The organism is Cellulomonas sp. McL0606, from assembly GCF_058248365.1.
Window position 1 is genome coordinate 801,284 of the sequence record NZ_CM177779.1, and the last position, 26,084, is coordinate 827,367.

The following is a 26,084-nucleotide window of genomic DNA, read 5'->3' on the forward strand; positions in this document are numbered from 1 at the left end:
TACCGGCCACCGGTATCGCTACACCGTCGTGATCGTCAGGCTGACCGTGCCGGCCGGGACCGGGGCGCTCGACGTGGCCCAGGTGCCGGTGGACCGGTCCCAGGTCTGGTCGCCGACGGTCACCGACGTCAGACCGAGCGGCTGCGCGACCGCGACGGCCCACTGCGCGAGCGCCCAGTCGCGCTGACCCTCGACCGACGTGACGGCCGCGGTCGGGAACGTCAGGGTGGCTCCGCCGTCCGTCGGGGTGACCTGGACCGGCACGTCGGAGCCGAGGTCGCGCTGGATGCGCGCGACGACGGCGTCGGCGGTGGTGGGTGCCGCGTCGTGCAGCGTGCAGGTCAGGGCGCCGGGCGAGAAGCCCGTGAGCGACGAGGCCCACGCGCGCGCGGTGCCCTCGTGCTGGGCGTAGGCGTCGGGGAAGCCGGACCGCTGGACCGCTTGGGCGGCCTTGGTGATCTCCATGGTCTCGAAGCCGGGGACCTTCAGCAGGTGGTCGTAGAAGGTGCCGGTCGCGAAGACGGGGTCCTGCACCTGTTCGGCGGTGCCCCAGCCCTGCGACGGGCGCTGCTGGAACAGGCCGAGCGAGTCACGGTCGCCGTGCTCGACGTTGATGAGCTTCGACTCCTGCAGGGCGGTCGCCAGCGCGATCGTCACGGCGCGCGCGGGCAGCTCGCGGCTGACCGCGATCCCGGCGATCAGCGCGGCGTTGTCCGCCTGCGCCGGGGACAGCGCCCAGCTCGTGCCGTCGACGGTGGCGACGCACCGCTCGGCGACGGGTGCGGCCGGGTGGGTCCGGGAGAGGAACCACACCACGCCCGCGACCCCGAGCGCCAGCACGCCCAGCGCCACGACGACGGCACACCCACCGCGCCGACGGGGCCCGCCGGACCGGGCGCGCCGACGACGACGACGAGCGTTCACGCGTTGGCGTGCAGCGACGCGTTCAGCTCGACGCCCGAGCCCGCGCGCGCGACCGCCTCGACGCCGCCGGTCAGCGAGTTGCGACGGAACAGGATGTTGTCGCGGCCCGCGAGCTCGCGCGCCTTGACCACCGTGGGCTCAGCCGGCGCCGAGCCGGAGGCCGGCGCAAGCAGAGTGACCTTGGTCCCCGCCGTGACGTACAGGCCGGCCTCGACGACGCAGTCGTCGCCGAGCGGGATGCCGACGCCCGCGTTGGCGCCGAGCAGGGTGCGGCTGCCGATCGAGACGACCTCGCGACCGCCGCCGGACAGCGTGCCCATGATCGAGGCGCCGCCGCCGATGTCGGAGCCGTCGCCGACGACGACGCCGGCCGAGATGCGTCCCTCGACCATCGACGTGCCGAGGGTGCCGGCGTTGAAGTTGACGAACCCCTCGTGCATGACGGTCGTGCCGGAGGCGAGGTGGGCGCCCAGGCGCACCCGGTCGGCGTCGGCGATCCGCACGCCGGACGGGACCACGTAGTCCACCATCCGGGGGAACTTGTCGACGCCCAGCACGGTGACCGGGACGCCGGTGGTCGCGCGCAACCGGCCGCGCGTCGCCTCGAACCCCTCGACGGCGCACGGGCCGCGGTCGGTCCAGACGACGTTCGGCAGCACCCCGAAGATGCCGTCCAGGTTCTGGGCGTGCGGTGCGACGAGCCGGTGCGACAGCAGGTGCAGGCGCAGGTAGGCGTCGGCCGTGTCGGCGGGGGGTGCGTCCAGGTCGACCACGGTGCGCACCACCTGGATGCGTACAGCGCGGGCGTCGTCCTTGCCCTCGGCCGCGATCAGCTCGGCGGGCGTCTCGGCGCCCGTCGCGGGCTCGCCGAGCGCAGGTGCGGGGTACCAGACGTCGAGCGTGGTGCCGTCGTCGGTCACCGTCGCCAGGCCGTCTGCCCAGGCCTTCCGTGAAGTCATGGCAGCAACCCTAGGTCAACCGGGTGGGGCTAGGGTCGCGTCGTGGCCCCCGAGACCTCCGTCAACCTCGACCTGTCCACCGACCCCGTCGCGCTCACGCAGGCGATCTGCGACATGCCGTCCGTCAGCGGCGACGAGCGCACGATCGCCGACGCCGTCGAGGCGGCGCTGCGCGGGTACGCGCACCTCGAGGTCCTGCGGGACGGTGACGCGGTCGTCGCCCGCACGAGCCTGGGCCGACCCACGCGTGCCGTGATCGCGGGGCACCTGGACACGGTGCCGATCGCCGACAACCTGCCGACGCGGCTGGTGGGAGAGGGCGCTCTGGCTGAGCTGTGGGGGCGCGGGACCGTCGACATGAAGGGCGGGGTGGCCGTCCAGCTGGCGCTGGCCGCCGAGCTCGTGGCACCGACGCACGACGTCACGTGGGTGTTCTACGACCACGAGGAGGTCGACTCGGACCTCAACGGCCTCGGTCGGCTGGTGCGCCACCATCCCGACTGGGTGCGCGGCGACTTCGCGGTGCTGGGCGAGCCGACGAACGGCGGGCTGGAGGGCGGCTGCAACGGGACGCTGCGGGTCGAGGTCCGGCTGACCGGCGTGGCCGCCCACTCCGCTCGCGCGTGGATGGGTCGCAACGCCATCCATGCCGCGGGCGAGGTGCTGCGGCGGCTGGAGGCGTACGAGCCGGCGTCCGTCGAGGTGGACGGCCTCGTGTACCGCGAGAGCCTCAACGCCGTGCTCATCGGCGGCGGGACCGCCGCGAACGTTATCCCGGACGCCTGCGTGGTGACGGTGAACTACCGGTTCGCGCCCTCGTCGTCGGTCGCCCAGGCCGAGGCCCACGTGCGCGAGGTGTTCGAGGGCTACGACGTCGTGCTCACCGACGCCGCCGCGGGCGCGCGACCCGGCCTGGACGCTCCGGCGGCCCAGCAGTTCGCGGCCGCGGTCCTGTCCGTGACTGGCGGCCGGCCCGCCCCGAAGTACGGCTGGACCGACGTCGCCCGGTTCTCCGAGCTCGGCATCCCCGCGGTGAACTTCGGCCCCGGCGACCCGCTGCTCGCGCACACGCGCGACGAGCACGTCACGGTCGGCCAGATCACGCTCGTCCACGCCGCCCTCCGTCACTGGCTGACCACCTGAACCGGCCGCGAGGATGGCCGGTGCCGGGCCGTCGGCGCACCTAGAGTCGGGGCATGAGCGACGACGGTCAGCCCGCACCGGGGCTCGGCTACCGCAGGGGCCCGGTCCTGCTGCGCGGCCAGCAGATCCCCAAGACCACCTCCGACCAGCGGCTGCTCAGCAGCGGCTCCGAGGAAGCGGACTGGCTGCACGGTGACCCCTGGCGCGTCATGCGCATCCAGAGCGAGTTCGTCGAGGGCTTCGGGGCGCTCGCGGAGGTCGGTCGGGCGGTCAGTGTCTTCGGGTCCGCTCGCGTACCCGTCGACCACCCCGACTACGCCATCGGCATCGAGGTCGGCGGACGCCTGGCCCAGGCGGGGTACGCGGTCATCACCGGTGGCGGTCCCGGGATCATGGAGGCCGCGAACCGGGGCGCCAAGGGTGCCGGCGGGCTGTCGGTCGGGCTCGGCATCGGCTGCCGTTCGAGCAGGGGATGAACGCGTTCGTCGACCTCGGCGTGAACTTCCGGTACTTCTTCGCGCGCAAGACGATGTTCATGAAGTACTCCGAGGGCTTCGTCGTGCTGCCCGGTGGCTTCGGCACGTTCGACGAGCTGTTCGAGGCCCTGACGCTGGTCCAGACGCACAAGGTGATCAGCTTCCCGATCGTCCTCGTCGGGCGCGCGTACTGGCAGGGTCTCCTCGACTGGGTGGTCGGCTCCGTCCTGGACCGGGGGATGGTCGGCAGCGCCGACCTCGAGCTGATCAAGCTCGTCGACACCGCCGAGGAGGCCGTGGCGGCGGTCCTGGCGCGCGGCGCGGAGCTGCGTGCGGAGGAGGAACGGGCGGCCGCCGAGACCGCGCTCGCGCAGCAGTCGCCGGAGAGCCCGTGAGCGTGGTCCCCCTCGCGGGCGCCCCCCTTCGCCTGCGGGGCCGCGAGATCGGCCCGGACCGCCCGGTCGTGATGGCCGTCGTCAACCGCACGCCGGACTCGTTCTACGCTCCCGCCCGGTACGACGACGCCACGGCCGACGACGCCGTCTCGCGCGCGGTCGACGAGGGTGCCGACATCGTCGACCTCGGCGGGGTCCGTGCGGGCCGCGGGCCGCGGGTCGAGCCCGGCGAGGAGATCGCCCGTGTGATCCCGCTGGTCGAGCGGGTGCGTCGACGACACCCGGAGCTGCTGGTCTCCGTCGACACCTGGCGCGCCGAGGTCGCCCGCGCCGCCGCCGACGCGGGCGCGGACCTCATCAACGACACGTGGGCCGGCCACGACCCGGGCCTGGTCGAGGTCGCGGCCGAGCGGGGACTCGGGATCGTCTGCTCGCACACCGGCGGCGCCCGGCCGCGCACCGACCCTTTCCGCGTCGAGTACCCCGCGACGCCGGGCGGCGACCCGCTGGACGGCGTGCTCGACGACGTGGTGCGCACGGTGTCCGCCGCGGCGCGCCGGGCGACGGAGCTGGGCATCGACCCGGACAGCATCCTCGTCGACCCCACGCACGACTTCGGCAAGAACACCTGGCACAGCCTGCACCTGGTCCGCCGCACAGAGGCGCTCGTCGCGCTCGGCCATCCGGTGCTCATGGCGCTGTCCCGCAAGGACTTCGTCGGCGAGAGCCTGGACCTGCCCGCGGAGGACCGGCTCGAGGGGACCTTGGCCGCCACCGCCGTCGCGGCCTGGCTCGGGGCGCGGGTGTTCCGGGCGCACGACGTGCGCGCGACCCGCCGGACACTCGATATGGTCGCCACGATCCGCGGGGACCGAGCCCCCGCCAGGACGGTGAGAGGACTGGTGTGAGCGACGCAGCCGTGGCCGAGCCGACCGGCGCCGCACGGTTGTGGGACTGGTCCCGGACGCGGCCGTGGTGGGTGCAGGTGCTCGCCGTCTATGCGGGAGCGCGGCTGGCCACGACCGTCGTCTTCCTCTGGGTGGCCTCCGTGCAGGGCCAGAACGCGTGGACCGGACCGCACCCGGGCTACTTCCCGTACGTCGGGTTCATGTTCGACGGCAGCTGGTACCGCCAGATCGCCGAGAGCGGCTACCCCGCGCAGCTGCCCGTGGGCGCGGCCGGCGACGTGCAGCAGAACGCCTGGGCGTTCTACCCGCTGTTCCCGTTCCTGACGCGGGCTGTCATGGAGATCACCCGGCTGCCCTGGGAGGTCGCGGCGCCGACCGTCGCGCTGCTCCTGGGTGCCGTCGCGATGCTGCTGATCTACCGGGCCGTCGACCAGGGCGCGCCGCGTGCGGTCCGTGCGCGCCCCGGCCTGCCGCTCGCCACGGTCGCGCTGGTCAGCGTCTTCCCGACCGCCGCCGTGCTGCAGACGGCCTACTCCGAGGCCCTCGCCCTGGCCCTGATCGCGGCCGCGCTGCTGCTGCTGATCCGGCGGCACTACGCCTGGATGGCTGCCGCCGTGCTGGCGCTCGGGTTCACGCGGGCCGTCGCCCTGCCCATGGCAGCCGTCGTGGTCGTGCACGCGGCGGTGCGCTGGTGGAACGCGCGCCGGCAGACCGACACGTTCACCTGGCGTACCGCGGTGGGTCTGGGGCTGCTGACCGTCTGGTCCGCGGCGTCCGGGCTGCTGTGGCCGGCCGTCTGCGGGTGGGTGACCGGCGTGTCGGACGGGTACCTGCAGACGCAGGAGGCGTGGCGGGGCGTGCGGAGCGTGGCGCCGTTCTACGGCTGGACCTACGTCCCGAACTTCTGGTTCGGCGACCTGGCGATCCCCGTGGTGGTCCTGGGCTTCGCCCTGGTGATCGCCGTTCTCGTGGTGCCGGCGGCCTGGCGGCTGGGCAACGAGCTGCACAGCTGGGCGGCGGCCTACGTCGTCTACATCGCGGCCGTCGTCGAGCCGGGCAGCAGCCTCGCCCGCTTCCTGCTGCTCGCGTACCCGCTCGGTGCCGTGACCGCGGGTGTGGTCACGCGCCCCACGGCGGCCCGGCGGTGGTGGTTCGTGGGCGTCCTGCTGCTCATGTTCGGGCTGCAATTCCTCTGGGTCCGGGAGATGTGGCAGGCCAACGCGGGGCCCGACTGGCCCCCGTGATCGACGCCCGATCTCCTGGACATCCGTCCGATCGGGGGGCAGCGACGGCATCGGTCAAGGTGAGGGCCATCCTGTGAACTAGGATGGATCCCGGACAACCGGCAGCCGAGGCAGACGTGAGGTGCGCGCGAGCGCGCCCGCGACACTGGCCGCACGCAGCCCGGACGCACGAGCGAAGGAGACGCCCCGAATGGCCGCGATGAAGCCGAGGACCGGTGACGGCCCCCTCGAGGTCACGAAGGAAGGCCGCGGCATCGTCATGCGCGTGCCGCTCGAAGGCGGGGGACGGCTCGTGGTCGAGCTCAACGCGACCGAGGCCGCGGAGCTGGGTGAGGCCCTGACGTCCGTCGTCAGCTGACGATGGCACGCTCAGGGGGATCGACCGACCGGATCGGGCGGACGCTCCCGGCGGTCACGCTCGCCGGCGGGACGATCGCCACGTCGACGCTGCTCACGGACGGCGCGACCGACGCCGTCGCGATCCCGGTCTCGCCCGCGCGCGCCGGCGACGACGCGCTGGTCCCCGGCGAGGGGACCGCCGACGCTGCCGCCCGCTACGGCATCGACCTCGCCGAGATCGGCGAGCGCGCCCGCCTGGCGGGCAACCCCGGGGACCTCTACGTCCTGCAGCTCCCGCGCCCGGTCGGCTCTTCGGTCGCCCTGCCGTGGGCCGGTCTGCCGCCCCGGCTCGTGCTGGTCGGCGTCGGCGCCGGGCGTCCCGACGACCTGCGACGGGCGGGTGCCGCCCTCGCGCGCGCCACCCGCGGACTGGGTCGGGTGGTCACCACCATCGGCGCCGAGGCGCGGCAGACCGCGTCGCAGGCTGCGGCCGCGGCGCGTGCCGTCGCGGAGGGCTACCTGCTCGCCGCGTACGCGCCGCTGCGCATCACGGCGAACGACGACACCAAGTCACCCGCCGAGCTTCGTCCTGCTCGGTCGCGACGGCACCCGCGCGGCGGCAGCGATCGCCGCGGCTGGCACGGCTGCGACGGCCACGTGGCTGGTCCGGGACCTGGCGACCACGCCCTCGAACACCAAGAACCCGGCATGGATGGCCGAGCAGGCACGCCGGCTCGGCACCGCTGCCGGGCTCGACGTGGCGGACCGCGGTCCACGCGAGCTCGGCGAGTTCGGCGGGATCCTGGCCGTCGGGGCCGGGTCCGTGTCGCCGCCGCGGCTCGTCACCGTCGGCTACACGCCCGCGACGTTCACACCGGGCTCCGGCAAGCACGTGGTGGTCGTCGGCAAGGGCATCACGTACGACACCGGCGGGCTGTCCATCAAGCCCAGCGACGCGATGGTCCCGATGAAGACGGACATGACCGGGGCGGCGGTGGCGCTGGCCACCGTCCTGGGGGCCGCCGCAGACGGCGTCGCGCACCGCGTCACGGCGGTCCTGCCGCTGGCCGAGAACCACGTCGGCGCGTCCTCGTACCGGCCCGGCGACGTGCTGACGATGTTCGGCGGCACCACCGTCGAGATCGCCAACACCGATGCCGAGGGACGCCTCGTGCTGGCCGACGCGCTCGCCTGGGCGGACGCGACCCTCGACCCGGACGTGCTCATCGACGTGGCGACCCTCACGGGCGCCGCGACCATCGGCCTGGGCAAGCAGCACGCCGCCCTCTACTCCGCCGACCCGCTGCTCGTCGAGGACCTCGTGGCGGCGGGGCAGGCGTCGGGCGAGCGGGCGTGGCACATGCCGCTCGTCGAGGAGTACGAGGAGGCGGTGCGCTCGCAGGTCGCCGACCTGCGTCACGTGCCGCTGGACAAGAAGATCGGCGGCGGCTCGATCACGGCCGCACTGTTCCTGCGGCACTTCGTCGGGACCCGCACCTGGGCCCACCTCGACATCGCCGGTCCCGCCCGCTCGACCTCGGACAGGCACGAGGTCAGCGAGGGGGCCACCGGCTTCGGTGCACGCCTGCTGCTGCGTTACCTCGACGACCTGCGCTGATCGTCGAGCACCGACCGGTCAGGCTGCCGCGACGACCGCCTTCTTCTCGGATCCCGGCTGCTCGGCCGGGATGCGGCCCGTGAAGAACAGCCCGACGACGGCGATGAGAGCCAGCACGGCGAGTGCGCTGCGCAGACCGTCGAGCCGCGCCTGCGCGTTCTCGTGGACGATCGCCGTGGCGGCGTCGCCGCTCACGCCTGCGTCCTCGAGCGCGGTCACCAGCGCGGCATCGGAGATGAACGGGATGCCGGCGGCCAGCTCGACGCTCGCGGAGCTGGACACCTCCGCGGGGACGGCCTCGTTGTGCGCGATCCCCGCCAGGAACGACGACGTGAGCATCGCGATGAGGATCGAGCCTGCGAGCGCGGTACCCAGCGACGCGCCCAGGTTGGTCGCGGTGTTCTGCAGGCCACCCACCTCGTCGCTCTCGTCCGCCGGCACCGCCGAGACCGTGACGCTGCCCAGCTGGGACGCCAGCGCGCCGATCCCGAGGCCCGCCAGCAGCAGCGGCACGGTGACGATCTCCGGACCCGCCGACGACTCCATGGCCGTGAACAGCGAGACGATCCCCAGGCACATCGACAGCAGCCCGAGCCGGACCACGCGACGCGGCGACGCGTTCGGGAAGAACCGGGGGATGCCGGCGGCCGCGAGCAGGAGCGTGATGGACAGCGGCATGATCCGCAGGCCGGTGTCGATCGCGGACAGCCCCAGCGCGACCGACAGATAGAGCGGGATGGTGAAGAACAGCCCCGCCTGCACCAGGAACTGGAAGAAGAACATGAGCAGGCCGCCGGTGAACTGGCGGTTGCCGAACATCTCGAGCCGGACGAGCGGTTCGCGCCCGCGGCTCACCGTGCGGCGCTCCCAGGCGGCGAACAGCCAGATGACGAAGACGCCGACGAGCACGAGGACGATCGTCGGCGACAGACCCAGGACGGCCGGGCCGCCGGGCTTCGGCATGACCCAGCCCCAGGAAGCTCGAGCGGAGCACGCCGAACACCGCGAGCCCCAGCCCGCTGGCGGACAGGATCGCGCCGACGACGTCCAGCCTCGGGCCGCGCTCGGTCTCCGGGTCGGAGATCTTGCGGGTCCGCAGCAGGATGAGCAGCACCACCACGACCTCGCCGGCGAACACCCACCGCCACGAGAAGTAGGTCGTCGCGAAGCCACCGATGAGCGGGCCGAGGGCGACTGCGACGGCCCCGGCCGCCATGACCAGGCCGTAGGCGCGCGGGCGGCCCGACACCGGCACGTTGCTGGCGACGAGGGCCACGATCGCCGGGAGGATCAAGGCCGCACCGATCCCCTCGAGCAGCGACCAGCCGAGCAGCAGGACCGGCAGGTTGGGCGCCAGGGCCGTGGTGAGCGAGCCGGCACCGTAGATCACGCAGCCGATGGCGAACGCGCGCTTGCGGCCGATCAGCGTGCCGACCTTGCCGCCCGGGATCATGAGCATCGCCATGACCAGCGTGTAGAGCGTGATCGCCGTCTGGATGCCCTCGATGGTCGTCCCGACGTCCGCCGCGACGGTGGCGATCGCGACGTTCATGACCGAGCTGTCCAGGGTCATGAGGAACTGCCCGGCGCCGAGCGTCAGGATGACGGCGCCTGCGGTGGAGGCCTTGGCGGTGGTGGAGCTCACCGCTTGACCGCGACGAGCAGGCCGTCGCCGGAGGGCAGCAGAGCGGACACGAGCCGCTCGTCGGTGCGCACCGTCCGGCCGACCTCGCGGATGATCGTCGTCGTCTCGTCGCGTCGCGCCGGGTCGGCCACGCGGTCGTGCCAGAGCGCGTTGTCGACCGCCAGGACGCCGCCGGACCGCAGCATCCGCACGGCCTGCTCGACGTACTGCGGGTAGGACTCCTTGTCGGCGTCGACGAACACCAGGTCGTACGCGCCGTCGGTCAGGCGGGGGAGCACCTCGCTCGCCCGGCCGGGGATCGTCCGCGTGCGGGTGGGCTTGATGCCCTCCTCGGCGAACGCCTCCTTCGCCGCGCGCTGGTGCTCCAGCTCGAGGTCGATCGTGGTGAGCACGCCGTCGGCCGGCATGCCCCGCAGCAGGTACAGCGATCCGACGCCGGCACCCGTGCCGATCTCGACGACGGCCCGGGCGGACACCGTGGCGGCCAGGACGGTCAGCGCCGCACCTGAGCCCGGCAGGACGGGCGTGCAGCCGAGCTGGCCGGCCCGCTCACGCGCGCGCAGCAGGACGTCGTCCTCCGGCACGAACTCCTCGCAGTAGACCCAGCTCTGGGCCTTGTCGGTGGAGATGGCTGCCTCCTACGGGTTCTCTCGGGCGGTCTTCGACCAGCGTAGTGGCGCGACAGAACCCGCTGTGGGACGCCGGACGATCCGCTGAAGGCGGAAACCTTTCGCCCCTCCTGAGCGTTGCATGGGTTCGAGCCCCACAGGTTTGCCTGGGAGACTGTTGGGTGTCCTGACACACGCGCGAGGAGACCACCCGATGAGCACCGAGCCCGCCACCTGGCAGGCACCGGCGTGGGAGGACATCGTCCGCGACCACTCCGCGCGGGTCTACCGGCTGGCCTACCGCCTCACCGGCAACCGGTTCGACGCCGAGGACCTCACGCAGGAGACCTTCGTCCGCGTCTTCCGCTCCCTGCACTCCTACCAGCCCGGCACGTTCGAGGGCTGGTTGCACCGCATCACCACCAACCTGTTCCTCGACCAGGCCCGCCGCAAGCAGCGCATCCGCATGGACGCCATGGGCGAGGACGCCGAGCGGTACGCGTCCGGTGACCAGCTCGGTGCGCCCGAGCGGGCGTTCGAGCACGGGAACCTGGACCTCGACGTGCAGCGCGCGCTCGACCAGCTGCCGCCCGAGTACCGGGCCGCGGTCGTCCTGTGCGACATCGAGGGCCTGTCCTACGAGGAGATCGCGGTCACGCTCGGCATCAAGCTCGGCACCGTGCGGTCGAGGATCCACCGGGCCAGGGCCCGCCTGCGCGTGTCCTTGGAGCACCGCGCCCCCGAGGCGTTGCGCGTCTTCTCCTCCGACGACTCGACCGCGGACGCGCAGCGATGACGGCGCACCTCGGCTCGCGCATCAGCGCCCTCGTCGACGGCCAGCTGTCGGTGACCGCCACCGAGCGGGCGCTGGCCCACGTCGCGGTCTGCCCCGAGTGCGCGTCCGAGCTCGGCGCGGCCCGGTCCGCGCGCGCGGCGCTGGCGTCCGTCGACGAGCCGTGCCCCGCCCCCGACCTGACCGCGCGGCTGCTGTCGCTCGCGGGCAGTGCACCGGCCGACCCGCGTCCCACCGACCCGTTCGCCCCACCGGCGTCCGGGTCGCGCTCCGAGCTGGCGTCGTACGGCGTGACGTCCTCCGGCGGCTGGCTCGGCCGGTCGGTGGTCCGCGGCGACCTGCGCCAGAAGCGGACCAGCGTCCGCATCGCCGCCGGGTCGATGGCGGGGCTCGGTGCCGTCGCAGCGATGCTCTTCGTGCTCGGGGAGCGGCCCGACGTCGTGCCGACCAGCCACCCGGGTTCCGACCTCGGCCTGCTCGGCGGCGCGGTCACCGACCGGCAGCCCGCCGCCTTCGACACCGGCCTCCGGGTGGCCGGCGCGGGTGCGGGCGGCGACTCGGTGGCGTGGCTGCAGGCGCACCAGTGGTCGTTCCCGTCGCAGCTGCCCGACGGCTGGGCCGTGAGCGCGGTGCGCTGGTCCGGCGACGACTCGACCGTGCTGGAGGTCGACGTCGTCGGCCCGGAGGGTTCCGCCGTGGTGACCGAGCAGCAGGGTCACCTGGACACGGACGCGCTGGCGGGGGCGCCGACCAGCCGGGTCGGCGGGCGTGACGTCTACGTGCTCTCCTACGAGCCCTGGCACATCGTGTGGCAGGCCGACTCGACGGTCGTGCAGGTGGTCGCTGCCGAGTCGAGCGGCTCGGCGGACCAGCTTGTGGGAGCCTTTCCCGGCGGCGCGTACGACGCCGGAGTGCCCGCGCAGATCACGCGGGGCTGGAACACGGTGACAGGAGCGCTCGAGCGACCATGAGCACGCCCGACGACCCGTCCGCCCCGGGTGACGCGCACGACGGATCTCGACCGGGTCCCGACGCCCCGCCGGTCCCCGCCGAACGGCACGACGAACCCGAGCCTCGGGCGGCGGACCCGAACCCCTTCGCGTCCCCCTCCGGCCAGCGCAGCCTGCCGACGACCCCCGAGGTCCCCGCGCACACCTCGAACCCGTACGCGCCGCACGGGCAGCCGGTCGCGAGCCCCTACGCCCCGCCGCACGCCCAGCAGGTCGCGAGCGCGTACCCCGCGACGGCCGGCTGGGGGACCCCACCCGCCGGTCCGCCGAGCGCACCCGCGCCGGGCGCAGGCCCGGTCGACCCCTGGAGCCAGCAGTCGCCGGCCGCGCACGCCCCCTGGGGTGCCGCGACGTACCCCAACCCGGTGCCGACCCCGGGTCAGCCGCCGCACCCCGCCGTGCAGACCCGGACCAAGAAGAAGCGTCGCGCCCTGTCGGCAGTGTGGATCTTCCCGCTCGTCGTGCTCGCCCTCGTGGCGGGACTGGTGGGCGGCGTCATCGGCGGGCGCATCTCGGCGACCGACCACCTCCAGGACGCCGGTCTCCCGCCGGCCGGGACCGGCACCGCATCCATCGAGCGGGCGCCGGACTCGGTCGCGGGCATCGCCGGCGGCGTCCTGCCGAGCGTGGTGTCGATCCAGGTGGACGGCGCCCAGGGCAGCGCCACCGGATCCGGCTTCGTGCTCCGCCAGGACGGCTACCTGGTGACCAACCACCACGTCATCGCGCAGGCCGACAACGCGGCCTCCACCACGATCACGGTGACGTTCGTCGACGGCAGCGAGAAGCCCGCGACGATCGTCGGCAGCACGTCCGACTACGACCTCGCGGTGCTGAAGGTCGACGTCGACGGCCTCACACCCCTGCGGCTGGGCGACTCGGGCAAGGTCGTCGTGGGCGACCCCGTCGTCGCCATCGGCGCACCCCTCGGCCTGGCCGGCACCGTGACCACCGGCATCGTCAGCGCGCTCAACCGCCCGGTCACGGCCGGTGACGCGAGCAGCACGGCGTTCATCAACGCGATCCAGACCGACGCCGCGATCAACCCCGGCAACTCCGGCGGCCCGCTGGTCAACGCGGCGGGCGAGGTCATCGGCATCAACTCCGCGATCGCGCAGCCTCCGGGCTCCACCGCCAGCGTCGGCGGCAGCATCGGCCTCGGGTTCGCCATCCCGTCCAACCAGGTGCGCCGCACGGCGGACCAGCTGATCGAGACCGGTCACGCGACGTTCCCGATCATCGGGGTGCTCCTCGACCAGAGCTACTCGGGCGAGGGCGTTCAGGTCTCGGGCGCGGACCAGAACGGCCAGCCGCCGGTCAGCGCCAACGGCCCGGCCGACCGGGCGGGCATCCACCCGGGCGACATCATCCTGGCGATCAACGGCCGGCCGGTGACGCAGCCGGACGAGCTGATCGTCGCGATCCGCGCGCTCACGCCCGGCGACACGGTCCTGCTGCGCGTCCGCACGGGTTCGGCGGAGCGGGACGTGCGGGTCAAGCTGGACGAGTCCGACGCTCCGTGATCGCGCGGAACGGCCTCAGGCTCGACGAGTAGGCTGACGCGGTGTTGTTCGACATCAACGGCGGAGAGTGGATCATCCTCCTGCTCGTTGCCGCGCTCGTGATCGGTCCCGCGCGGCTGCCCGGGTACGCCGAGCAGCTGGGCAAGCTGGTGCGGCGCGGGCGGGTGTTCCTGCGTGAGGCCAAGGCGCGTGTCGACGAGGAGCTCGGCGACGAGGCCAAGGACGTCGACTGGGCGTCGCTCGACCCTCGTCGGTACGACCCGCGCCGGATCGTGCGCGAGGCGCTGCTCGACGACCCGACCCCGCCCGTCCGACCCGTCACCAAGCCGTCGGCCTCGACCCCTGCCACCACGGCGGTCCGCGGAGGAGCGGCAGCCGCCGCGGTCCCCGCCGTACCGGTATCGCCGCCGTTCGACGACGAGGCGACCTGACCGACGAGTCCGACCCGGCCACCGCGGCCCCGTCGACCTGTCAGAATGGGCGGATGCACTTGGCGCCGCAGTCGTCGCGCATCTTCTCCGGGATGCAGCCCACGTCCGACTCCCTCCAGCTCGGCAACTACCTCGGGGCGCTGACCCAGTGGGTGGCGCTCCAGGAGGAGCACGACGCCCTCTACTGCGTGGTGGACCTGCACGCGCTGACGGTCGGCCCCGATCCGGCGGTGCTGCGTGACCGCACCCGGCGCACGGCGGCTCAGTACCTCGCGGCGGGCGTCGACCCGGACCGCTCGATCCTGTTCGTCCAGTCGCACGTGCCCGAGCACGCCGAGCTGGCGTGGTTGCTGTCCTGCCACACCGCCTTCGGCGAGGCCAACCGGATGACGCAGTTCAAGGACAAGTCCGGCAAGCACGGGACCGAGGGAACGACGGTCGGGCTGTTCACCTACCCGGTGCTCATGGCCTCGGACATCCTGCTCTATGACACGACGCTCGTCCCCGTCGGCGAGGACCAGCGCCAGCACCTCGAGCTGACGCGCGACCTGGCCAACCGGATGAACTCACGGTTCGGCGCGGACACCGTCGTCGTTCCTGAGCCGTACATCGTCAAGGCCACCGCGAAGATCTACGACCTGCAGGACCCGACGGCCAAGATGAGCAAGTCCTCGGAGAGCCCGAACGGTCTGATCGAGCTTCTCGACGACCCCACGGTCGTCACCAAGCGGATCAAGAGCGCGGTGACCGACGACGGCACCGAGATCCGCTTCGACCCGGAGCACAAGCCGGGCATCTCGAACCTGCTGTCCATCTACTCGGCGCTCACGGGTCGGTCGGTCGAGTCCCTCGAGCAGGACTACGCCGGAAAGGGGTACGGCCACCTCAAGGTCGACCTCGCCGAGGTCGTGGTCGACTTCCTGCGCCCGTTCCAGGCGCGGGTCAACGGCTACCTCTCGGACCCGGCCTCCCTCGACGACGTGCTGGCCGACGGCGCCGACCGTGCCCGCGACCGCGCCGCGGTGACGCTGGAGCGGCTGTACGACCGCGCGGGCCTGCTGCCGCGTCGCGCGCGGGTCCGCGCGTGAAGCTGCCGGAGCGCTCGGGGACAAGCTGCGCATCGGTGTCGCGATCACGATCCCCGAGCCGTACAGCACCGTCCTGCAGGCGGCTCGCGGGCGGTTCGGCGACCCGTGGGCGGACTTCATCCCGCCGCACATCACGCTGCTCGGACCCACCGTGGTCGATCCCGACGAGATCGAGGCGGTCGACGAGCACCTCTCGTCCGTCGCCGCGTCGCACAGGCCGTTCCTCGTGCACCTGCGCGGGACCGAGACGTTCCGCCCGGTCTCGCCGGTGGTGTTCGTCCAGCTCGTCGAGGGCTCCTCGGGCTGTGCCGCGCTGGAGCGCAGCGTCCGGTCGCACGTGCTCGAGCAGGAGCTGCGGTTCGACTACCACCCGCACGTCACCGTGGCGCACGAGGTTGCCGACGAGCAGCTCGACTCGGCGTACGCCGATCTGGCCGGGTTCGACGCCTCGTTCCTGGTGGACAGCTTTCACAGCTACGCGCACGGTGACGACGGTGTGTGGCGGCCCGTCCGCGACTTCTCGCTGACCGGGGCGGCAGCAGATGCCGGGGTCGTCAGCCCGACCTAGGGTGCAGGGCATGACCCCCCAGGGCGCGCAACCTGCTGTCGGCGCAGGCGCCGCGCACGCGCACGCCCTCGCGGCGGAGGAGCCGCCCCCGGCCAAGCCCGGGCTCGTGTCCCGTGCCAGGACGGCATGGGACTGGGTCAGCCACACCCGGGCGATGCGCGCCAACGCCCGCTTCGGCGTCCGCGGCGGAGGAGTGCTGACCGGCGGCATCGCGTACGCGGCGCTGTTCTCCGTGTTTGCCGCGCTGACCATCGGCTACACGATCTTCATGAAGGTGCTGGGCGGCAACGACGAGCTCCGCCAGCAGGTGCTCGACGCCGTCGACAAGGCGTTGCCCGGCCTCGTCGACAACGGCGACGGCGGCGGTGGGATCAACCCCGACGACCTGGTGCTGAACAAGGGTCTGACGATCACCGGCGCCATCGCCGTCGTCGTCCTCCTGCTCAGCGCGCTCGCGGCGGTGTCGGCCATGCGCAAGGGCGTGCAGGCGATGTTCGCCGACGACGGCACGGGCACCAACGGCGTGATCGTCAAGGCGCGCGAGCTGGGTGGGTTCGCGGGCATGGCGATCGCGGTGCTGGTGTCCGCGATCATCACCATCGCGGTGACCACCGTGACCCAGTGGATCCTGAGCGGCCTCGGCTGGGGCGGCGCGACCACGACGGTGCTGACGGTGGCCGGGGTGCTCGTCGCGTTCCTGGTCGATGCGGGGGTGTTCGTCCTCGTCGTGACCGTGCTCGCCGGTCAGCACCCGCCTCGCAAGGACCTGCTCCAGGGTGCCGTGCTCGCGGGGATCGGGCTGGGCGTGGTGCGCCTGCTCGGCACCCAGGTGGTGGCCGGGAGCGTCAACAAGAACCCGTTGTTCGCGTCGGTCGCGGTGATCGTCACGCTGCTCCTGTGGATCAACCTGATCGCGCGCATCATCCTGCTCGCCTCGGCCTGGACCGCCGACCCGCCCTACGTCGAGAAGGTGCCGCGCGCCGACCCGCAGGACGAGAAGGAGCCGTCCGAGGCCGACCGCGCCTGACGCCGGCGTGACGGCGCGCTGACCGGAGCGGCGGAGGATGCCCAGGGCGGCGCTGGGCCCCACCTAGGGTGCAGGACATGAGGACCGAGGACGCCCACCCGGCCGCCGGCTCGGGTGCGGCACAGGCTCATGCGCTCGCTGCCGAGTCACCGCCGGAGCCGCGCTCGCTCGTCGCGCGCGGCATGGCGTCGTGGGACTGGGTCAAGCACACGCGACCCATGCGAGCGTATGCCCGCTTCGCGGTGCGGAGCGGGGGTGTGCTGACGGGCGGTATCGCCTACGCGACGCTGTTCTCCGTCGTCGCCGCACTGACCATCGGCTTCACCGCGTTCATGGCGGTGCTGGGTGACAACGAGCGGCTCCGCAACCAGGTGCTCGATGCCGTGGACGAGGCGCTGCCCGGGCTCATCGACACCGGCGACGGCAACGGCATGATCAGCGCGAAGAGCCTCGTGCTCAACACGAGCCTGACGATCACCAGCGTGATCGCCGTCCTCGTGCTCCTGGTCAGCGCGATCGCCGCGGTCGCCGCGCTGCGCAAGTCCGTGCGCGCGATGTTCGCCGACGACGACCCGCGCGGCAACGGGATCCGCGGCAAGGCGCGCGAGCTGGGCGGCTTCGCGGTGGCGGCGCTCGCCGTGCTGCTCTCGGCCATCGTGACGATCGCCGTCACCTCGGCGGCGCAGTGGATCCTCGGTGCACTCGGGTGGGGGAGCGTGACGACGTCGGTGCTCTCCGTCCTGGGTTTCACCGTCGCCTTCGTCGTCGATGCCGGGATGTTCGTCCTCATCGTGACCGCGCTGGCCGCTCAGCGCCCGCCGCGCAGGGACCTCCTGCAGGGTGCGGGGCTCGCGGCGGTCGGGCTCGGCACGGTGCGCCTGCTGGGCACCGCGGTGGTGACCGGCAGCGCGACCAGGAACCCGTTGTTCGCCTCCGTGGCGGTGCTGGTCACGCTGCTCGTCTGGATCAACCTGATCGCACGCATCATCCTGCTGGCGGCCGCCTGGACCGCGGACCCGCCCTATGTCGACAAGTCGGCGTCACGTTTGCCGGCGACGTGACGCCCCTACGAGGGCGCCCGAGCCCATGATCGTGAGCCCGCCGGCCAGTGCCGCGAGGGGACCGGACGACCCGCACCGATCGCCCTAGGCGAGTCGCTCGCGGAAGCTCGGGGAACCGCGCGGTGAGGGCGCCCAGCCGGGCCAGCGTCGACGCGGGCTCCCCGACGCTCCCGAGCCGCAGCATGCCGGGATCGCCGGCCAGCTGGCCCGCTCGGATGCGGTCGGTGGCCGCGGTGATCCGGACGGGCACGTGCTCGAGCAGGGCGCGCACGTCCAGGTCGCCGTACCCGTCCGCGATCGTGCGCAGGCCGTCGACCACCTCCGCCGCATCGGCACCGGGATGGAGCAGGGCCGAGCTCCACGCGTACATCGCGACGTCGTCGAGCGGGACGCCCGGGCCGGCCACGTCCCAGTCGAACACCCCGGCGAGGTCGTCGCCGTCGAAGACCAGGTTGTAGACCGCCGTGTCGTGGTGGCAGACGATCTCGCCGGGCCGCAGCGCCCGCTCGACGAACCGCCACCGCCGGTTCGCGCGGGGGAAGCCCGCCACCGCCGTGTGGAACGTGCGCAACCAGCGCATGGCCGACGTCGTCTGCGCGGGGCTGGGCCGCTCGGTGTGGATGTCGAGCACGTGCCCGGGCAGGAACGTCAGGATCTCCCGATCCCGCTCGTCGATGCCCAGCACGCGCGGGATCTTCTCGACGCCGGCCGCCGCGAGGAAGTCGAGCAGCTCGTGCACGGCGGGCGTCCACGGGCCGGTCGGTCTGCGCACCGTGTCGCCGACGCGCACCGCACCTCCGACGTTCCCGCCGGGGAGCAGGACCTCGTCGGTCATGCCGGGCTCAGAAGGCCCGGGTGATCATGGCCCTCTTGACCTCTTGGATGGCCTTGGTCACCTCGATGCCGCGCGGGCATGCCTCGGTGCAGTTGAAGGTGGTGCGGCAGCGCCACACGCCCTCCTTGTCGTTGAGGATCTCGAGGCGCTGGGCCCCGCCCTCGTCGCGGCTGTCGAAGATGAACCGGTGCGCGTTGACGATCGCGGCTGGGCCGAAGTACTGCCCGTCGGTCCAGAACACGGGGCACGACGAGGTGCACGCGGCGCAGAGGATGCACTTGGTGGTGTCGTCGAACCGGGCGCGCTGCTCGGCGCTCTGCAGGCGCTCCTTGGTGGGCTCGTTCCCCGAAGTGATCAGGAAGGGCATGATCTCGCGGTAGGAGGCGAAGAACGGCTCCATGTCGACCACGAGGTCCTTGATCACCGGGAGGCCCTTGATGGGCTCGACGGTGATCGGCTTCTTGAGGTCGAGGTCCTTGAGCAGCGTCTTGCAGGCCAGGCGGTTGCGGCCGTTGATGCGCATCGCGTCGGAACCGCACACGCCGTGGGCGCAGGAACGACGGAACGTGAGCGACCCGTCCTCCTCCCACTTCACCTTGTGCAGGGCGTCCAGCACCCGGTCGGTGCCGTGCATGCGCACCGTGAACTCGTCCCAGTACGGCTCGGCCGAGCCGTCGTCGCCGGGCAGGTACCGGCGGACCTTGAGGGTGACGTCGAAGGACGGGATCACCGGGGTCGCCGTCGCCGCGGCCGTGCCTTCCAGGGTGGCGGTCATCAGTACTTGCGCTCCATCGGCTGGTAGCGGGTCACCGTGACGGGCTTGGAGCCCAGCACGAGCTGGTAGTCCTCGAACACGGTGGTGTGGGCGAAGGCTCCCTTGTGGTCGCCGTCGCCGTCCGTGCCCCACAGGCGGTGGCCCTTGGCGGGCAGCGGCCGGCGGTACGCCATCGTGTGCAGCATGTAGTTCTTGTCGTCGCGGTTCGGGAAGTCCTCGCGGAAGTGCCCGCCGCGCGACTCGTCGCGGTTGAGGGCGCCGACGACGACGGTCTCGGCGATGTCGAGCAGGAAGCCGAGCTCGACGGCCTCGAGCAGGTCGGTGTTGAACATCCGGCTCTTGTCCTGGACGCTCACGTGCCGGAACCGCTTCTGCAGGTCCTTGATGTCGTCGAGCGCCTGCTGCAGCGAGTCCTTGGTGCGGAACACCTGGGCGTTCAGGTCCATCGACTCCTGCAGGGCCTTGCGCAGGTCCGCCACGCGCTCGCCGTCGGGCCGCGTGCGGATCTCCTCGAGACCGGCGACGACGGAGTCCGCGGCACCCTCGGGCAGCTCGACCCAGGACGCCTGCAGCGCATAGGCCGCGGCCGAGATCCCGGCGCGCTTGCCGAACACGTTGATGTCGAGCAGCGAGTTGGTGCCCAGCCGGTTGGAGCCGTGCACGCTCACGCAGGCGACCTCGCCGGCGGCGTACAGCCCACGGATGACGTCGGTCTGGTTGCGCAGGACCTCCGCCTCGATGTTGGTGGGGATCCCGCCCATGGCGTAGTGCGCGGTCGGGTACACGGGCACGGGCTCGGTGTAGGGCTCGATGCCGAGGTAGGTGCGGGCGAACTCGGTGATGTCCGGCAGCTTGGCGTCGATGTGCGCGGGCTCGAGGTGCGTCAGGTCGAGCAGCACGTAGTCCTTGTTCGGACCGGCGCCGCGGCCCTCGCGCACCTCGTTGGCCATCGACCGGGCGACGATGTCGCGGGGGGCCAGGTCCTTGATCGTGGGGGCGTAGCGCTCCATGAAGCGCTCGCCCTCGGAGTTGCGCAGGATGCCGCCCTCGCCGCGCGCCGCCTCGCTGAGCAGGATGCCCAGACCCGCCAGGCCGGTCGGGTGGAACTGGAAGAACTCCATGTCCTCGAGCGGGATGCCGCGGCGGTAGGCCAGCGCCATGCCGTCGCCGGTCAGCGTGTGCGCGTTGCTCGTCGTCTTGTAGATCTTGCCCGCGCCGCCCGTGGCCAGCACGACGGACTTGGCCCGGAACACGTGGATCTCGCCGGTGGCCAGCTCGTAGGCCACCACGCCCGAGACGTTGACCTCCTCGCCCTCGGGCACGTGCCCGGCGGCGAGGTCGTGGTCCACCAGAAGGTCCAGCACGTAGAACTCGTTGAAGAACTCGACCTCGTTCTTCACGCACTGCTGGTAGAGCGTCTGCAGGATCATGTGACCCGTACGGTCGGCGGCGTAGCAGGACCGGCGCACGGCCGCCTCGCCGTGGTTGCGCGTGTGCCCGCCGAAGCGGCGCTGGTCGATCTTGCCCTCGGGCGTGCGGTTGAACGGCAGGCCCATCTTCTCCAGGTCCAGCACCGCGTCGATGGCCTCCTTGGCCATCACCTCGGCGGCGTCCTGGTCGACCAGGTAGTCACCACCCTTGACGGTGTCGAACGTGTGCCACTCCCAGTTGTCCTCCTCGACGTTGGCCAGCGCGGCGCACATGCCGCCCTGCGCCGCGCCCGTGTGGGAGCGCGTCGGGTAGAGCTTGGAGATGACGGCGGTGCGTACGCGCGTGGAGGACTCGAGGGCGGCACGCATGCCTGCGCCGCCCGCGCCGACGATCACGACGTCGTACTGGTGGGTCTGCATCGGGGTCGATGCCTTCCTTGATGGTGGGTCAGGCAGTACAGAACGACGGCAGCAGGTCCGCAGGCGAGCCGGTCGGGCACGGGTCGAACGTGAAGATGACCAGCGTGCCCAGCACGACCACGATGATGAAGGCGAGGTACAGCAGGCCCTTGAGGAAGAGCCGCAGGCCGTCCCGCTCCGCGTAGTCGTTGATGATCGTCCGCACCCCGTTGGTGCCGTGGATCATGGCCAGCCAGAGCATCAGCAGGTCCCAGACCTGCCAGAACGGCGACGCCCACTTGCCGGCGACGAAGCCGAAGTCGATCGCCTTGACGCCCTGGCCCAGCCAGAGGTTGACGAACAGGTGGCCGAAGATCAGGACCAGCAGGATCACGCCGGAGGCCCGCATGAACACCCAGCCGTAGAGCGGTGTTGCCGCGCGTGGTCAGTCGCGAGGGCCGGGCCTTGGGGGCGCGGGGCGCCTTCGGGTCGGCGATCGTGCTCATCACTCGCCCCCGAACACGTGCATGAGGTGGCGGGGCAGGAACCCGGCCATCGTCACGACGAACAGACCGAGGACGATCCAGAGCATCAGCCGCTGGTACTTCGGACCCTTCGCCCAGAAGTCCACCAGGATGATGCGGATCCCGTTGAACGCGTGGAACACGATCGCGGCCACGAGGCCGGCCTCACCGAGACCCATGATCGGGTTCTTGTACGTGCCGATCACGGAGTTGTAGTCCTCGGGGGAGAGCCGCACGAGCGACGTGTCGAGGACGTGCACGAGGAGGAAGAAGAAGATCGCGACGCCGGTGACGCGGTGCGCGACCCACGACCACATGCCTTCCCGCCCTCGGTAGAGCGTCCCGGCGGGCGCTTTGCGCTTCACCGGCGCATCGGGCGCTGCGGACACTGGGGGATCCTCCTGGCGAGTCAGAGGTGCGGACGACGGCGTCCCTAGACGACCTCACTGTAGTGAACGACATCCACCGCGACGCGACGGGGACGGCAACCTGTGAGGTACTCCACATGCTGGGCCGGGGGTGAGTCCTGGCTACCCTGGCCCCCATGCCCACCAGCAGCACCCCCATCCAGGCCTTCCACGCCGTCATCCCGGCCGGCGGCGCCGGTACCCGGCTCTGGCCCCTCTCGCGGGCGGGTCACCCCAAGTTCCTGCTCGACCTGACCGGCACCGGGCGCACCCTGCTGCAGGGCACGGTCGACCGGCTGGCTCCCCTGGCACAGGGCGTGCTCGTGGTCACGGGGGCCAAGCACGCGGCGGCGGTCGCTGACCAGCTGCCCGAGCTGGGCGCCGACCAGGTGCTGGCCGAGCCGTCCCCGCGCGACTCCATGGCGGCCATCGGGCTCGCCGCCGCCGTCCTGCTGGAACGGCACGGTGCGGACGTGATCCTCGGGTCGTTCGCGGCCGACCACGTCATCTCGGGCACCGAGGCGTTCGAGGAGACGGTGCGCGAGGGCGTCGTCGCCGCCCAGGCGGGCTATGTCGTGACGATCGGCATCCGGGCGACCGAGCCCACCACGGCCCTCGGCTACGTACGGTCGGGAGCGAGCCTGGGTCTCGACGAGGCGCGGCGGGCCCAGCACGTCGTCGGCTTCACCGAGAAGCCCGACGCCGAGACCGCGGCGGCCTACCTCGCCACGGGCGAGTACCGCTGGAACGCGGGCATGTTCATCGTGCGGGCGCGCGTGCTGCTGGACCACCTCGCCGCGCAGCCCGGTGCTCGCCGCGGGGCTGGTCGAGATCGCCGCCGCCTGGGACGGCCCGGACCGGCAGGCGGTGCTCGAGCGTGTCTGGCCCGGATTGACCAAGATCGCGATCGACCACGCCATCGCCGAGCCCGTCGCGGCGGCCGGCGGTGTCGCGGTGGTGCCCGGCGACTTCGGGTGGGACGACGTCGGTGACTTCGCGTCGCTCGCGCTGCTGCTGGCCGGTGGGACGCTCGGCGACCAGTCGGCGGTGCAGCGGATCGACTCGGACGGGTCGCTCGTGGTGACCGGCGAGGGGCGCACGGTGACCGTGATCGGCCTGCCGGACGCGGTCGTCGTCGACACGCCCGACGCGGTGCTCGTCACCACCCGCGCGCGCGCCCAGTCGGTGAAGCAGGGGGTCGACGCCTGGCGCGCGGCGGGTCGGGACGACCTGCTGTAGGTGGACGTGCGCGGTGCGGCACGCCGGCCGCGGCTAGGGTCGATCCGTGCCTGACCTCACCACCGTCGCCCCGTTGACGTCGCTGCGCCCCGCGCCCTCCGAGGCCGTGGCGGCGCGGCTGGTCGCGTCGTACGACGACCTGCGAGACGAGCTCGTCGCAGTCCGTCGGGACATCCACGCGCACCCGGAGACTCGGGCGCACCGAGGTGCGCACCACGGGGCTGCTCGTCGACCGGCTGCGAGCCGCCGGCCTCGAACCGCACCTGCTGCCCGGCTCCGGCCTGGTCTGCGACATCGGTCCGGGTCCGGCGGCCACCGGGCGGCAGCGGATCGCGCTCCGGGCCGACCTCGACGCGCTGCCGTTGCCCGACACGACCGGCCTGCCCTGGGCGTCGACCGTGCGGGGCGTCGCGCACGCGTGCGGCCACGACGTGCACACCACGGCCGTGCTGGGCGCCGGTCTGCTGCTGGCGCGCGTCGCCGACGAGCTGACCACCGGGGTCCGGCTCGTCTTCCAGCCGGCCGAGGAGGTCCAGCCCGGCGGTGCGCTCGACGTCATCGCGGCGGGCGGCCTCGACGGCGTCGGACAGATCTTCGCGTTCCACTGCGACCCCAAGGTCGACGTCGGTCAGGTGGGTACGCGCATCGGGCCGATCACGTCGGCCAGCGACGAGGTCACGGTCACGATCTCCGGTGCGGGCGGCCACACCTCGCGACCGCACCTGACCGGTGACGTGGTCTTCGCGCTCGGGCAGGTGATCACGCAGGTCCCCGCGATCCTCGGCCGCCGGCTGGACCCCCGCTCAGGCGTCAACCTCACCTGGGGCGCGGTCCAGGCGGGATCGGCGCACAACGCGATCCCGACAACCGGGGTCGTCCGCGGCACGCTGCGCTGCCTCGACGTGCGGGCCTGGGAGAAGGCGTCGGAGGTGTTCCACGACGCGGTCGAGAACGTCGTCGCTTCGCTCGAGGTGCAGGTCGAGGTGCGCCACCACCGAGGGGTCCCTCCGGTGGAGAACGCCTCGAGCGCGACCGGGGTGCTGGAGGAGGCTGCGCGCGACGTGCTCGGTGCCGGATCGGTGCTGCTCACGGAGCAGTCGCTCGGCGGCGAGGACTTCGCCTGGTACCTGACCAAGGTGCCCGGCGCCATGGCACGCCTCGGCACGCGCACGCCCGGCGGCCACACGTACGACATCCATCAGGGCGACCTGCGCGTGGACGAGCGCGCGATCGAGGTGGGCGCTCTGTTCCTCGCCAGAGCCGCACTGCTCGCGGGTTGAGACGTCCCGTCCGCGGGCTGGTCAGATGTACCAAGTCGATAACGGAACCTGCGGGGATACCCACCGGTAACGTGCTCGTCACACGCGGCTGGCTAGTGTCCGAACCATCAATACCGGGCAGCCAGGGGCACGTGGCGACGCATCGTCGAGCCATCACGCCGCCGTTGCGCTGGACCGGGTGCTGACGAGATTCAGGAGACGCGCGTGAACAGGATCATTCGAGTTGCTGCGCTCGGCGGGGCGCTCGCGCTCGCGCTTGCGGCGTGTGGCAGTGCCCCGGACAACAACTCGGGTTCGTCGTCCTCGCCGACGTCGTCTGCCGGTGCCGCGATGTCCGACTTCAAGGGCTGCATCGTGTCCGACTCGGGCGGCTTCAACGACAAGTCGTTCAACGAGTCGGGTCTCAACGGCCTGAACCAGGTCAAGAAGGACCTGGGCATCCAGACCGCTCAGGCCGAGTCGAAGACGGACGACGCGTACGCGCCGAACATCGACAACCTGCTCAGCCAGAACTGCAACATGATCGTCTCGGTCGGCTTCAAGCTGTCGACCGCGACGGCGGACGCCGCCAAGGCGAACACCGACGTCGACTTCGCGCTCGTCGACGCCCTGCCCACCGACGCCGCCGGCAAGGCCGTGACGCTGGACAACGTCAAGCCGCTCCAGTTCGACACCGCGCAGGCGGCCTACCTCGCCGGCTACCTGGCCGCGGGCATGACCAAGACCGGCAAGGTCGGCACCTACGGTGGCCTGGCCATCCCGACGGTGACCGTCTTCATGGACGGCTTCGCCGAGGGCATCGCCAAGTACAACGAGGTCAAGGGCAAGAGCGTCCAGCTGCTCGGCTGGGACGAGAAGGCCCAGACCGGCCTGTTCAACCCGCCGGACGCGCCGTTCGCGCCGGGCTCCGGCAAGGCCAACGCCGACTCGCTCGTCGCCCAGGGCGCGGACATCATCCTGCCCGTCGCCGGCGGCGCCGCGCTCGACGCCCTCACCACGGCCAAGGCCACCCCCGGCACGCTCGTCATCTGGGTCGACTCCGACGGTGCGCTCATCAACCCCGACTCGTCGTCGGTGATCCTCACCTCCGTGATGAAGCTCATCGGTGCGGCCGTCGACTCGGCCGTGACGGACGCCGCCAAGGGCAACTTCGACGCGACGCCGTACGTCGGCACCCTCGAGAACCAGGGCGTCGGCATCGCGCCGTACCACGACCTCGAGTCGCAGGTTCCGGCCGACCTGAAGAAGGAGGTCGACCAGCTGAAGGCCGACATCATCTCCGGCAAGATCAAGGTCGAGTCGAAGAGCTCGCCTTCGTCGTCGTAGTCGTCGTATCGATCGAGCCGGTCTGGGCGCCACGCCCGGACCGGCTCGGTCGCGTCCGGGACCGTCGTGGTCCTAGTGTCGGACCAGGTCGTTCGCCGAGGAGGGCTGC

At 72.2% G+C, this 26,084-nt stretch carries 23 protein-coding genes and 6 pseudogenes; 19 read left to right on the forward strand and 10 right to left on the reverse strand.

Annotated features, from left to right (window positions below):
- Positions 1 to 18: 18 nt before the first annotated feature.
- Both AC38ZX_RS04130 and dapD read right to left on the reverse strand, forming a co-directional pair.
- Positions 19 to 924: a hypothetical protein gene (locus AC38ZX_RS04130; RefSeq protein WP_491296433.1), complete on the reverse strand. Its 906-nt coding sequence runs from the start codon at positions 922 to 924 to the stop codon at positions 19 to 21.
- Positions 921 to 1,883, reverse strand: coding sequence for a 2,3,4,5-tetrahydropyridine-2,6-dicarboxylate N-succinyltransferase (dapD, locus tag AC38ZX_RS04135; RefSeq protein ID WP_426594594.1), 963 nt, complete (start codon positions 1,881 to 1,883; stop codon positions 921 to 923). Before dapD ends, AC38ZX_RS04130 begins: the two co-directional genes overlap by 4 nt.
- Before the next feature lie 42 nt (positions 1,884 to 1,925).
- Here dapD and dapE point away from each other — a divergent pair, with 42 nt between their 5' ends.
- From dapE to AC38ZX_RS04170, 7 genes and pseudogenes are all read left to right on the forward strand, one after another.
- Positions 1,926 to 3,026, forward strand: coding sequence for a succinyl-diaminopimelate desuccinylase (dapE, locus tag AC38ZX_RS04140; protein ID WP_491296434.1), 1,101 nt, complete (start codon positions 1,926 to 1,928; stop codon positions 3,024 to 3,026).
- A gap of 53 nt (positions 3,027 to 3,079) precedes the next feature.
- Positions 3,080 to 3,897: pseudogene (locus tag AC38ZX_RS04145) on the forward strand (LOG family protein).
- Positions 3,894 to 4,805, forward strand: coding sequence for a dihydropteroate synthase (folP, locus tag AC38ZX_RS04150; protein ID WP_491296435.1), 912 nt, complete (start codon positions 3,894 to 3,896; stop codon positions 4,803 to 4,805). The pseudogene AC38ZX_RS04145 and the gene folP overlap by 4 nt, the downstream one beginning before the upstream one ends.
- Positions 4,802 to 6,049, forward strand: a complete 1,248-nt coding sequence (locus AC38ZX_RS04155) for a hypothetical protein (protein ID WP_491296436.1) — start codon at positions 4,802 to 4,804, stop codon at positions 6,047 to 6,049. Before folP ends, AC38ZX_RS04155 begins: the two co-directional genes overlap by 4 nt.
- 190 nt (positions 6,050 to 6,239) lie before the next feature.
- Positions 6,240 to 6,407, forward strand: coding sequence for a DUF3117 domain-containing protein (locus AC38ZX_RS04160; protein WP_013772033.1), 168 nt, complete (start codon positions 6,240 to 6,242; stop codon positions 6,405 to 6,407).
- A gap of 2 nt (positions 6,408 to 6,409) precedes the next feature.
- Positions 6,410 to 6,862: pseudogene (locus AC38ZX_RS04165) on the forward strand (leucyl aminopeptidase family protein); the annotation flags it as partial.
- A gap of 238 nt (positions 6,863 to 7,100) precedes the next feature.
- Complete coding sequence (locus tag AC38ZX_RS04170; RefSeq protein ID WP_491296437.1) at positions 7,101 to 8,006, forward strand: leucyl aminopeptidase family protein; 906 nt, start codon at positions 7,101 to 7,103, stop codon at positions 8,004 to 8,006.
- 18 nt (positions 8,007 to 8,024) lie between these two features.
- On the opposite strand, the gene AC38ZX_RS04175 is transcribed toward AC38ZX_RS04170, so the two are convergent.
- The gene (locus AC38ZX_RS04175) at positions 8,025 to 8,969 is read right to left on the reverse strand and encodes an MFS transporter (RefSeq protein WP_491296438.1); all 945 of its coding nucleotides are present in this window, start codon (positions 8,967 to 8,969) and stop codon (positions 8,025 to 8,027) included.
- A gap of 148 nt (positions 8,970 to 9,117) precedes the next feature.
- A pseudogene (locus tag AC38ZX_RS04180) lies at positions 9,118 to 9,558 on the reverse strand (MFS transporter); the annotation flags it as partial.
- On the opposite strand from AC38ZX_RS04180, the gene AC38ZX_RS04185 reads away from it, so the two are divergent.
- Positions 9,488 to 9,658 carry a hypothetical protein gene (locus AC38ZX_RS04185; protein ID WP_491296439.1) on the forward strand — a complete coding sequence of 57 codons (171 nt, stop codon included), beginning with the start codon at positions 9,488 to 9,490 and terminating at the stop codon, positions 9,656 to 9,658. The pseudogene AC38ZX_RS04180 and the gene AC38ZX_RS04185 overlap by 71 nt on opposite strands.
- Here AC38ZX_RS04185 and AC38ZX_RS04190 read toward each other — a convergent pair.
- The gene (locus tag AC38ZX_RS04190; RefSeq protein ID WP_426595871.1) at positions 9,648 to 10,280 is read right to left on the reverse strand and encodes an O-methyltransferase; all 633 of its coding nucleotides are present in this window, start codon (positions 10,278 to 10,280) and stop codon (positions 9,648 to 9,650) included. The two genes, AC38ZX_RS04185 and AC38ZX_RS04190, sit on opposite strands and share 11 nt — an antisense overlap.
- A gap of 193 nt (positions 10,281 to 10,473) precedes the next feature.
- On the opposite strand from AC38ZX_RS04190, the gene sigE reads away from it, so the two are divergent.
- The 8 genes from sigE to AC38ZX_RS04230 all read left to right on the forward strand — a co-directional run bounded on the left by sigE (position 10,474) and on the right by AC38ZX_RS04230 (position 17,760).
- On the forward strand, positions 10,474 to 11,055 hold the full coding sequence (sigE, locus tag AC38ZX_RS04195; protein ID WP_491296440.1) for an RNA polymerase sigma factor SigE: 582 nt from the start codon (positions 10,474 to 10,476) through the stop codon (positions 11,053 to 11,055).
- Entirely contained in the window at positions 11,052 to 12,023 is a 972-nt protein-coding gene (locus AC38ZX_RS04200) for a zf-HC2 domain-containing protein (RefSeq protein ID WP_491296441.1), read from the forward strand. Before sigE ends, AC38ZX_RS04200 begins: the two co-directional genes overlap by 4 nt.
- Positions 12,020 to 13,585, forward strand: coding sequence for a S1C family serine protease (locus tag AC38ZX_RS04205; protein ID WP_426594603.1), 1,566 nt, complete (start codon positions 12,020 to 12,022; stop codon positions 13,583 to 13,585). The genes AC38ZX_RS04200 and AC38ZX_RS04205 overlap by 4 nt, the downstream gene beginning before the upstream one ends.
- A gap of 41 nt (positions 13,586 to 13,626) precedes the next feature.
- Complete coding sequence (locus AC38ZX_RS04210) at positions 13,627 to 14,016, forward strand: twin-arginine translocase TatA/TatE family subunit (protein ID WP_491296442.1); 390 nt, start codon at positions 13,627 to 13,629, stop codon at positions 14,014 to 14,016.
- A 53-nt stretch (positions 14,017 to 14,069) separates the two neighbouring features.
- Positions 14,070 to 15,104 carry a tryptophan--tRNA ligase gene (gene trpS / locus AC38ZX_RS04215; protein ID WP_491296443.1) on the forward strand — a complete coding sequence of 345 codons (1,035 nt, stop codon included), beginning with the start codon at positions 14,070 to 14,072 and terminating at the stop codon, positions 15,102 to 15,104.
- 118 nt (positions 15,105 to 15,222) lie between these two features.
- Positions 15,223 to 15,672 carry a 2'-5' RNA ligase family protein gene (locus tag AC38ZX_RS04220; protein ID WP_491297294.1) on the forward strand — a complete coding sequence of 150 codons (450 nt, stop codon included), beginning with the start codon at positions 15,223 to 15,225 and terminating at the stop codon, positions 15,670 to 15,672.
- A gap of 10 nt (positions 15,673 to 15,682) precedes the next feature.
- Positions 15,683 to 16,699, forward strand: a complete 1,017-nt coding sequence (locus AC38ZX_RS04225; RefSeq protein ID WP_491296444.1) for a YihY/virulence factor BrkB family protein — start codon at positions 15,683 to 15,685, stop codon at positions 16,697 to 16,699.
- Between the two features lie 77 nt (positions 16,700 to 16,776).
- Positions 16,777 to 17,760: a YihY/virulence factor BrkB family protein gene (locus AC38ZX_RS04230; RefSeq protein ID WP_491296445.1), complete on the forward strand. Its 984-nt coding sequence runs from the start codon at positions 16,777 to 16,779 to the stop codon at positions 17,758 to 17,760.
- On the opposite strand, the gene AC38ZX_RS04235 is transcribed toward AC38ZX_RS04230, so the two are convergent.
- From AC38ZX_RS04235 to sdhC, 5 genes and pseudogenes are all read right to left on the reverse strand, one after another.
- Positions 17,684 to 18,595: a phosphotransferase gene (locus tag AC38ZX_RS04235; RefSeq protein WP_491296446.1), complete on the reverse strand. Its 912-nt coding sequence runs from the start codon at positions 18,593 to 18,595 to the stop codon at positions 17,684 to 17,686. The two genes, AC38ZX_RS04230 and AC38ZX_RS04235, sit on opposite strands and share 77 nt — an antisense overlap.
- A 7-nt stretch (positions 18,596 to 18,602) precedes the next feature.
- Complete coding sequence (locus tag AC38ZX_RS04240) at positions 18,603 to 19,370, reverse strand: succinate dehydrogenase iron-sulfur subunit (protein ID WP_491296447.1); 768 nt, start codon at positions 19,368 to 19,370, stop codon at positions 18,603 to 18,605.
- Positions 19,370 to 21,220 (reverse strand): succinate dehydrogenase flavoprotein subunit, encoded by a 1,851-nt coding sequence (gene sdhA / locus AC38ZX_RS04245; protein ID WP_426594612.1) that lies wholly within the window; start codon positions 21,218 to 21,220, stop codon positions 19,370 to 19,372. The genes AC38ZX_RS04240 and sdhA overlap by 1 nt, the downstream gene beginning before the upstream one ends.
- Positions 21,221 to 21,248: 28 nt before the next feature.
- A pseudogene (gene sdhD, locus AC38ZX_RS04250) lies at positions 21,249 to 21,705 on the reverse strand (succinate dehydrogenase, hydrophobic membrane anchor protein).
- Positions 21,705 to 22,040, reverse strand: a complete 336-nt coding sequence (gene sdhC / locus AC38ZX_RS04255; protein WP_426595873.1) for a succinate dehydrogenase, cytochrome b556 subunit — start codon at positions 22,038 to 22,040, stop codon at positions 21,705 to 21,707. The pseudogene sdhD and the gene sdhC overlap by 1 nt, the downstream one beginning before the upstream one ends.
- 227 nt (positions 22,041 to 22,267) lie before the next feature.
- Between sdhC and AC38ZX_RS04260 the strand changes: the two are divergent.
- The 3 genes and pseudogenes from AC38ZX_RS04260 (at position 22,268) to AC38ZX_RS04270 (ending at position 25,975) form a co-directional block, all read left to right on the forward strand.
- Positions 22,268 to 23,369 (forward strand): annotated as a pseudogene (locus AC38ZX_RS04260) (mannose-1-phosphate guanylyltransferase).
- Positions 23,370 to 23,451: 82 nt separating this feature from the next.
- Positions 23,452 to 24,649 (forward strand): annotated as a pseudogene (locus tag AC38ZX_RS04265) (amidohydrolase).
- 204 nt (positions 24,650 to 24,853) lie between these two features.
- Positions 24,854 to 25,975 carry a BMP family lipoprotein gene (locus AC38ZX_RS04270; RefSeq protein WP_426594616.1) on the forward strand — a complete coding sequence of 374 codons (1,122 nt, stop codon included), beginning with the start codon at positions 24,854 to 24,856 and terminating at the stop codon, positions 25,973 to 25,975.
- Positions 25,976 to 26,084 lie beyond the last annotated feature (109 nt).

Bases quoted from the DNA above. Each gene is read 5' to 3' on its own strand.
- dapD (WP_426594594.1), bottom strand. From the start codon at position 1,883: ATGACTTCACGGAAGGCCTGGGCAGACGGCCTGGCGACGGTGACCGAC.
- AC38ZX_RS04160 (WP_013772033.1), top strand. From the start codon at position 6,240: ATGGCCGCGATGAAGCCGAGGACCGGTGACGGCCCCCTCGAGGTCACG.
- AC38ZX_RS04170 (WP_491296437.1), top strand. From the start codon at position 7,101: ATGGCCGAGCAGGCACGCCGGCTCGGCACCGCTGCCGGGCTCGACGTG.
- AC38ZX_RS04175 (WP_491296438.1), bottom strand. From the start codon at position 8,969: ATGCCGAAGCCCGGCGGCCCGGCCGTCCTGGGTCTGTCGCCGACGATC.
- sigE (WP_491296440.1), top strand. From the start codon at position 10,474: ATGAGCACCGAGCCCGCCACCTGGCAGGCACCGGCGTGGGAGGACATC.
- AC38ZX_RS04200 (WP_491296441.1), top strand. From the start codon at position 11,052: ATGACGGCGCACCTCGGCTCGCGCATCAGCGCCCTCGTCGACGGCCAG.
- AC38ZX_RS04205 (WP_426594603.1), top strand. From the start codon at position 12,020: ATGAGCACGCCCGACGACCCGTCCGCCCCGGGTGACGCGCACGACGGA.
- trpS (WP_491296443.1), top strand. From the start codon at position 14,070: ATGCACTTGGCGCCGCAGTCGTCGCGCATCTTCTCCGGGATGCAGCCC.
- AC38ZX_RS04225 (WP_491296444.1), top strand. From the start codon at position 15,683: ATGACCCCCCAGGGCGCGCAACCTGCTGTCGGCGCAGGCGCCGCGCAC.
- AC38ZX_RS04230 (WP_491296445.1), top strand. From the start codon at position 16,777: ATGAGGACCGAGGACGCCCACCCGGCCGCCGGCTCGGGTGCGGCACAG.
- AC38ZX_RS04235 (WP_491296446.1), bottom strand. From the start codon at position 18,595: ATGACCGACGAGGTCCTGCTCCCCGGCGGGAACGTCGGAGGTGCGGTG.
- AC38ZX_RS04240 (WP_491296447.1), bottom strand. From the start codon at position 19,370: ATGACCGCCACCCTGGAAGGCACGGCCGCGGCGACGGCGACCCCGGTG.
- sdhA (WP_426594612.1), bottom strand. From the start codon at position 21,220: ATGCAGACCCACCAGTACGACGTCGTGATCGTCGGCGCGGGCGGCGCA.
- sdhC (WP_426595873.1), bottom strand. From the start codon at position 22,040: ATGTGGTCGTGGGTCGCGCACCGCGTCACCGGCGTCGCGATCTTCTTC.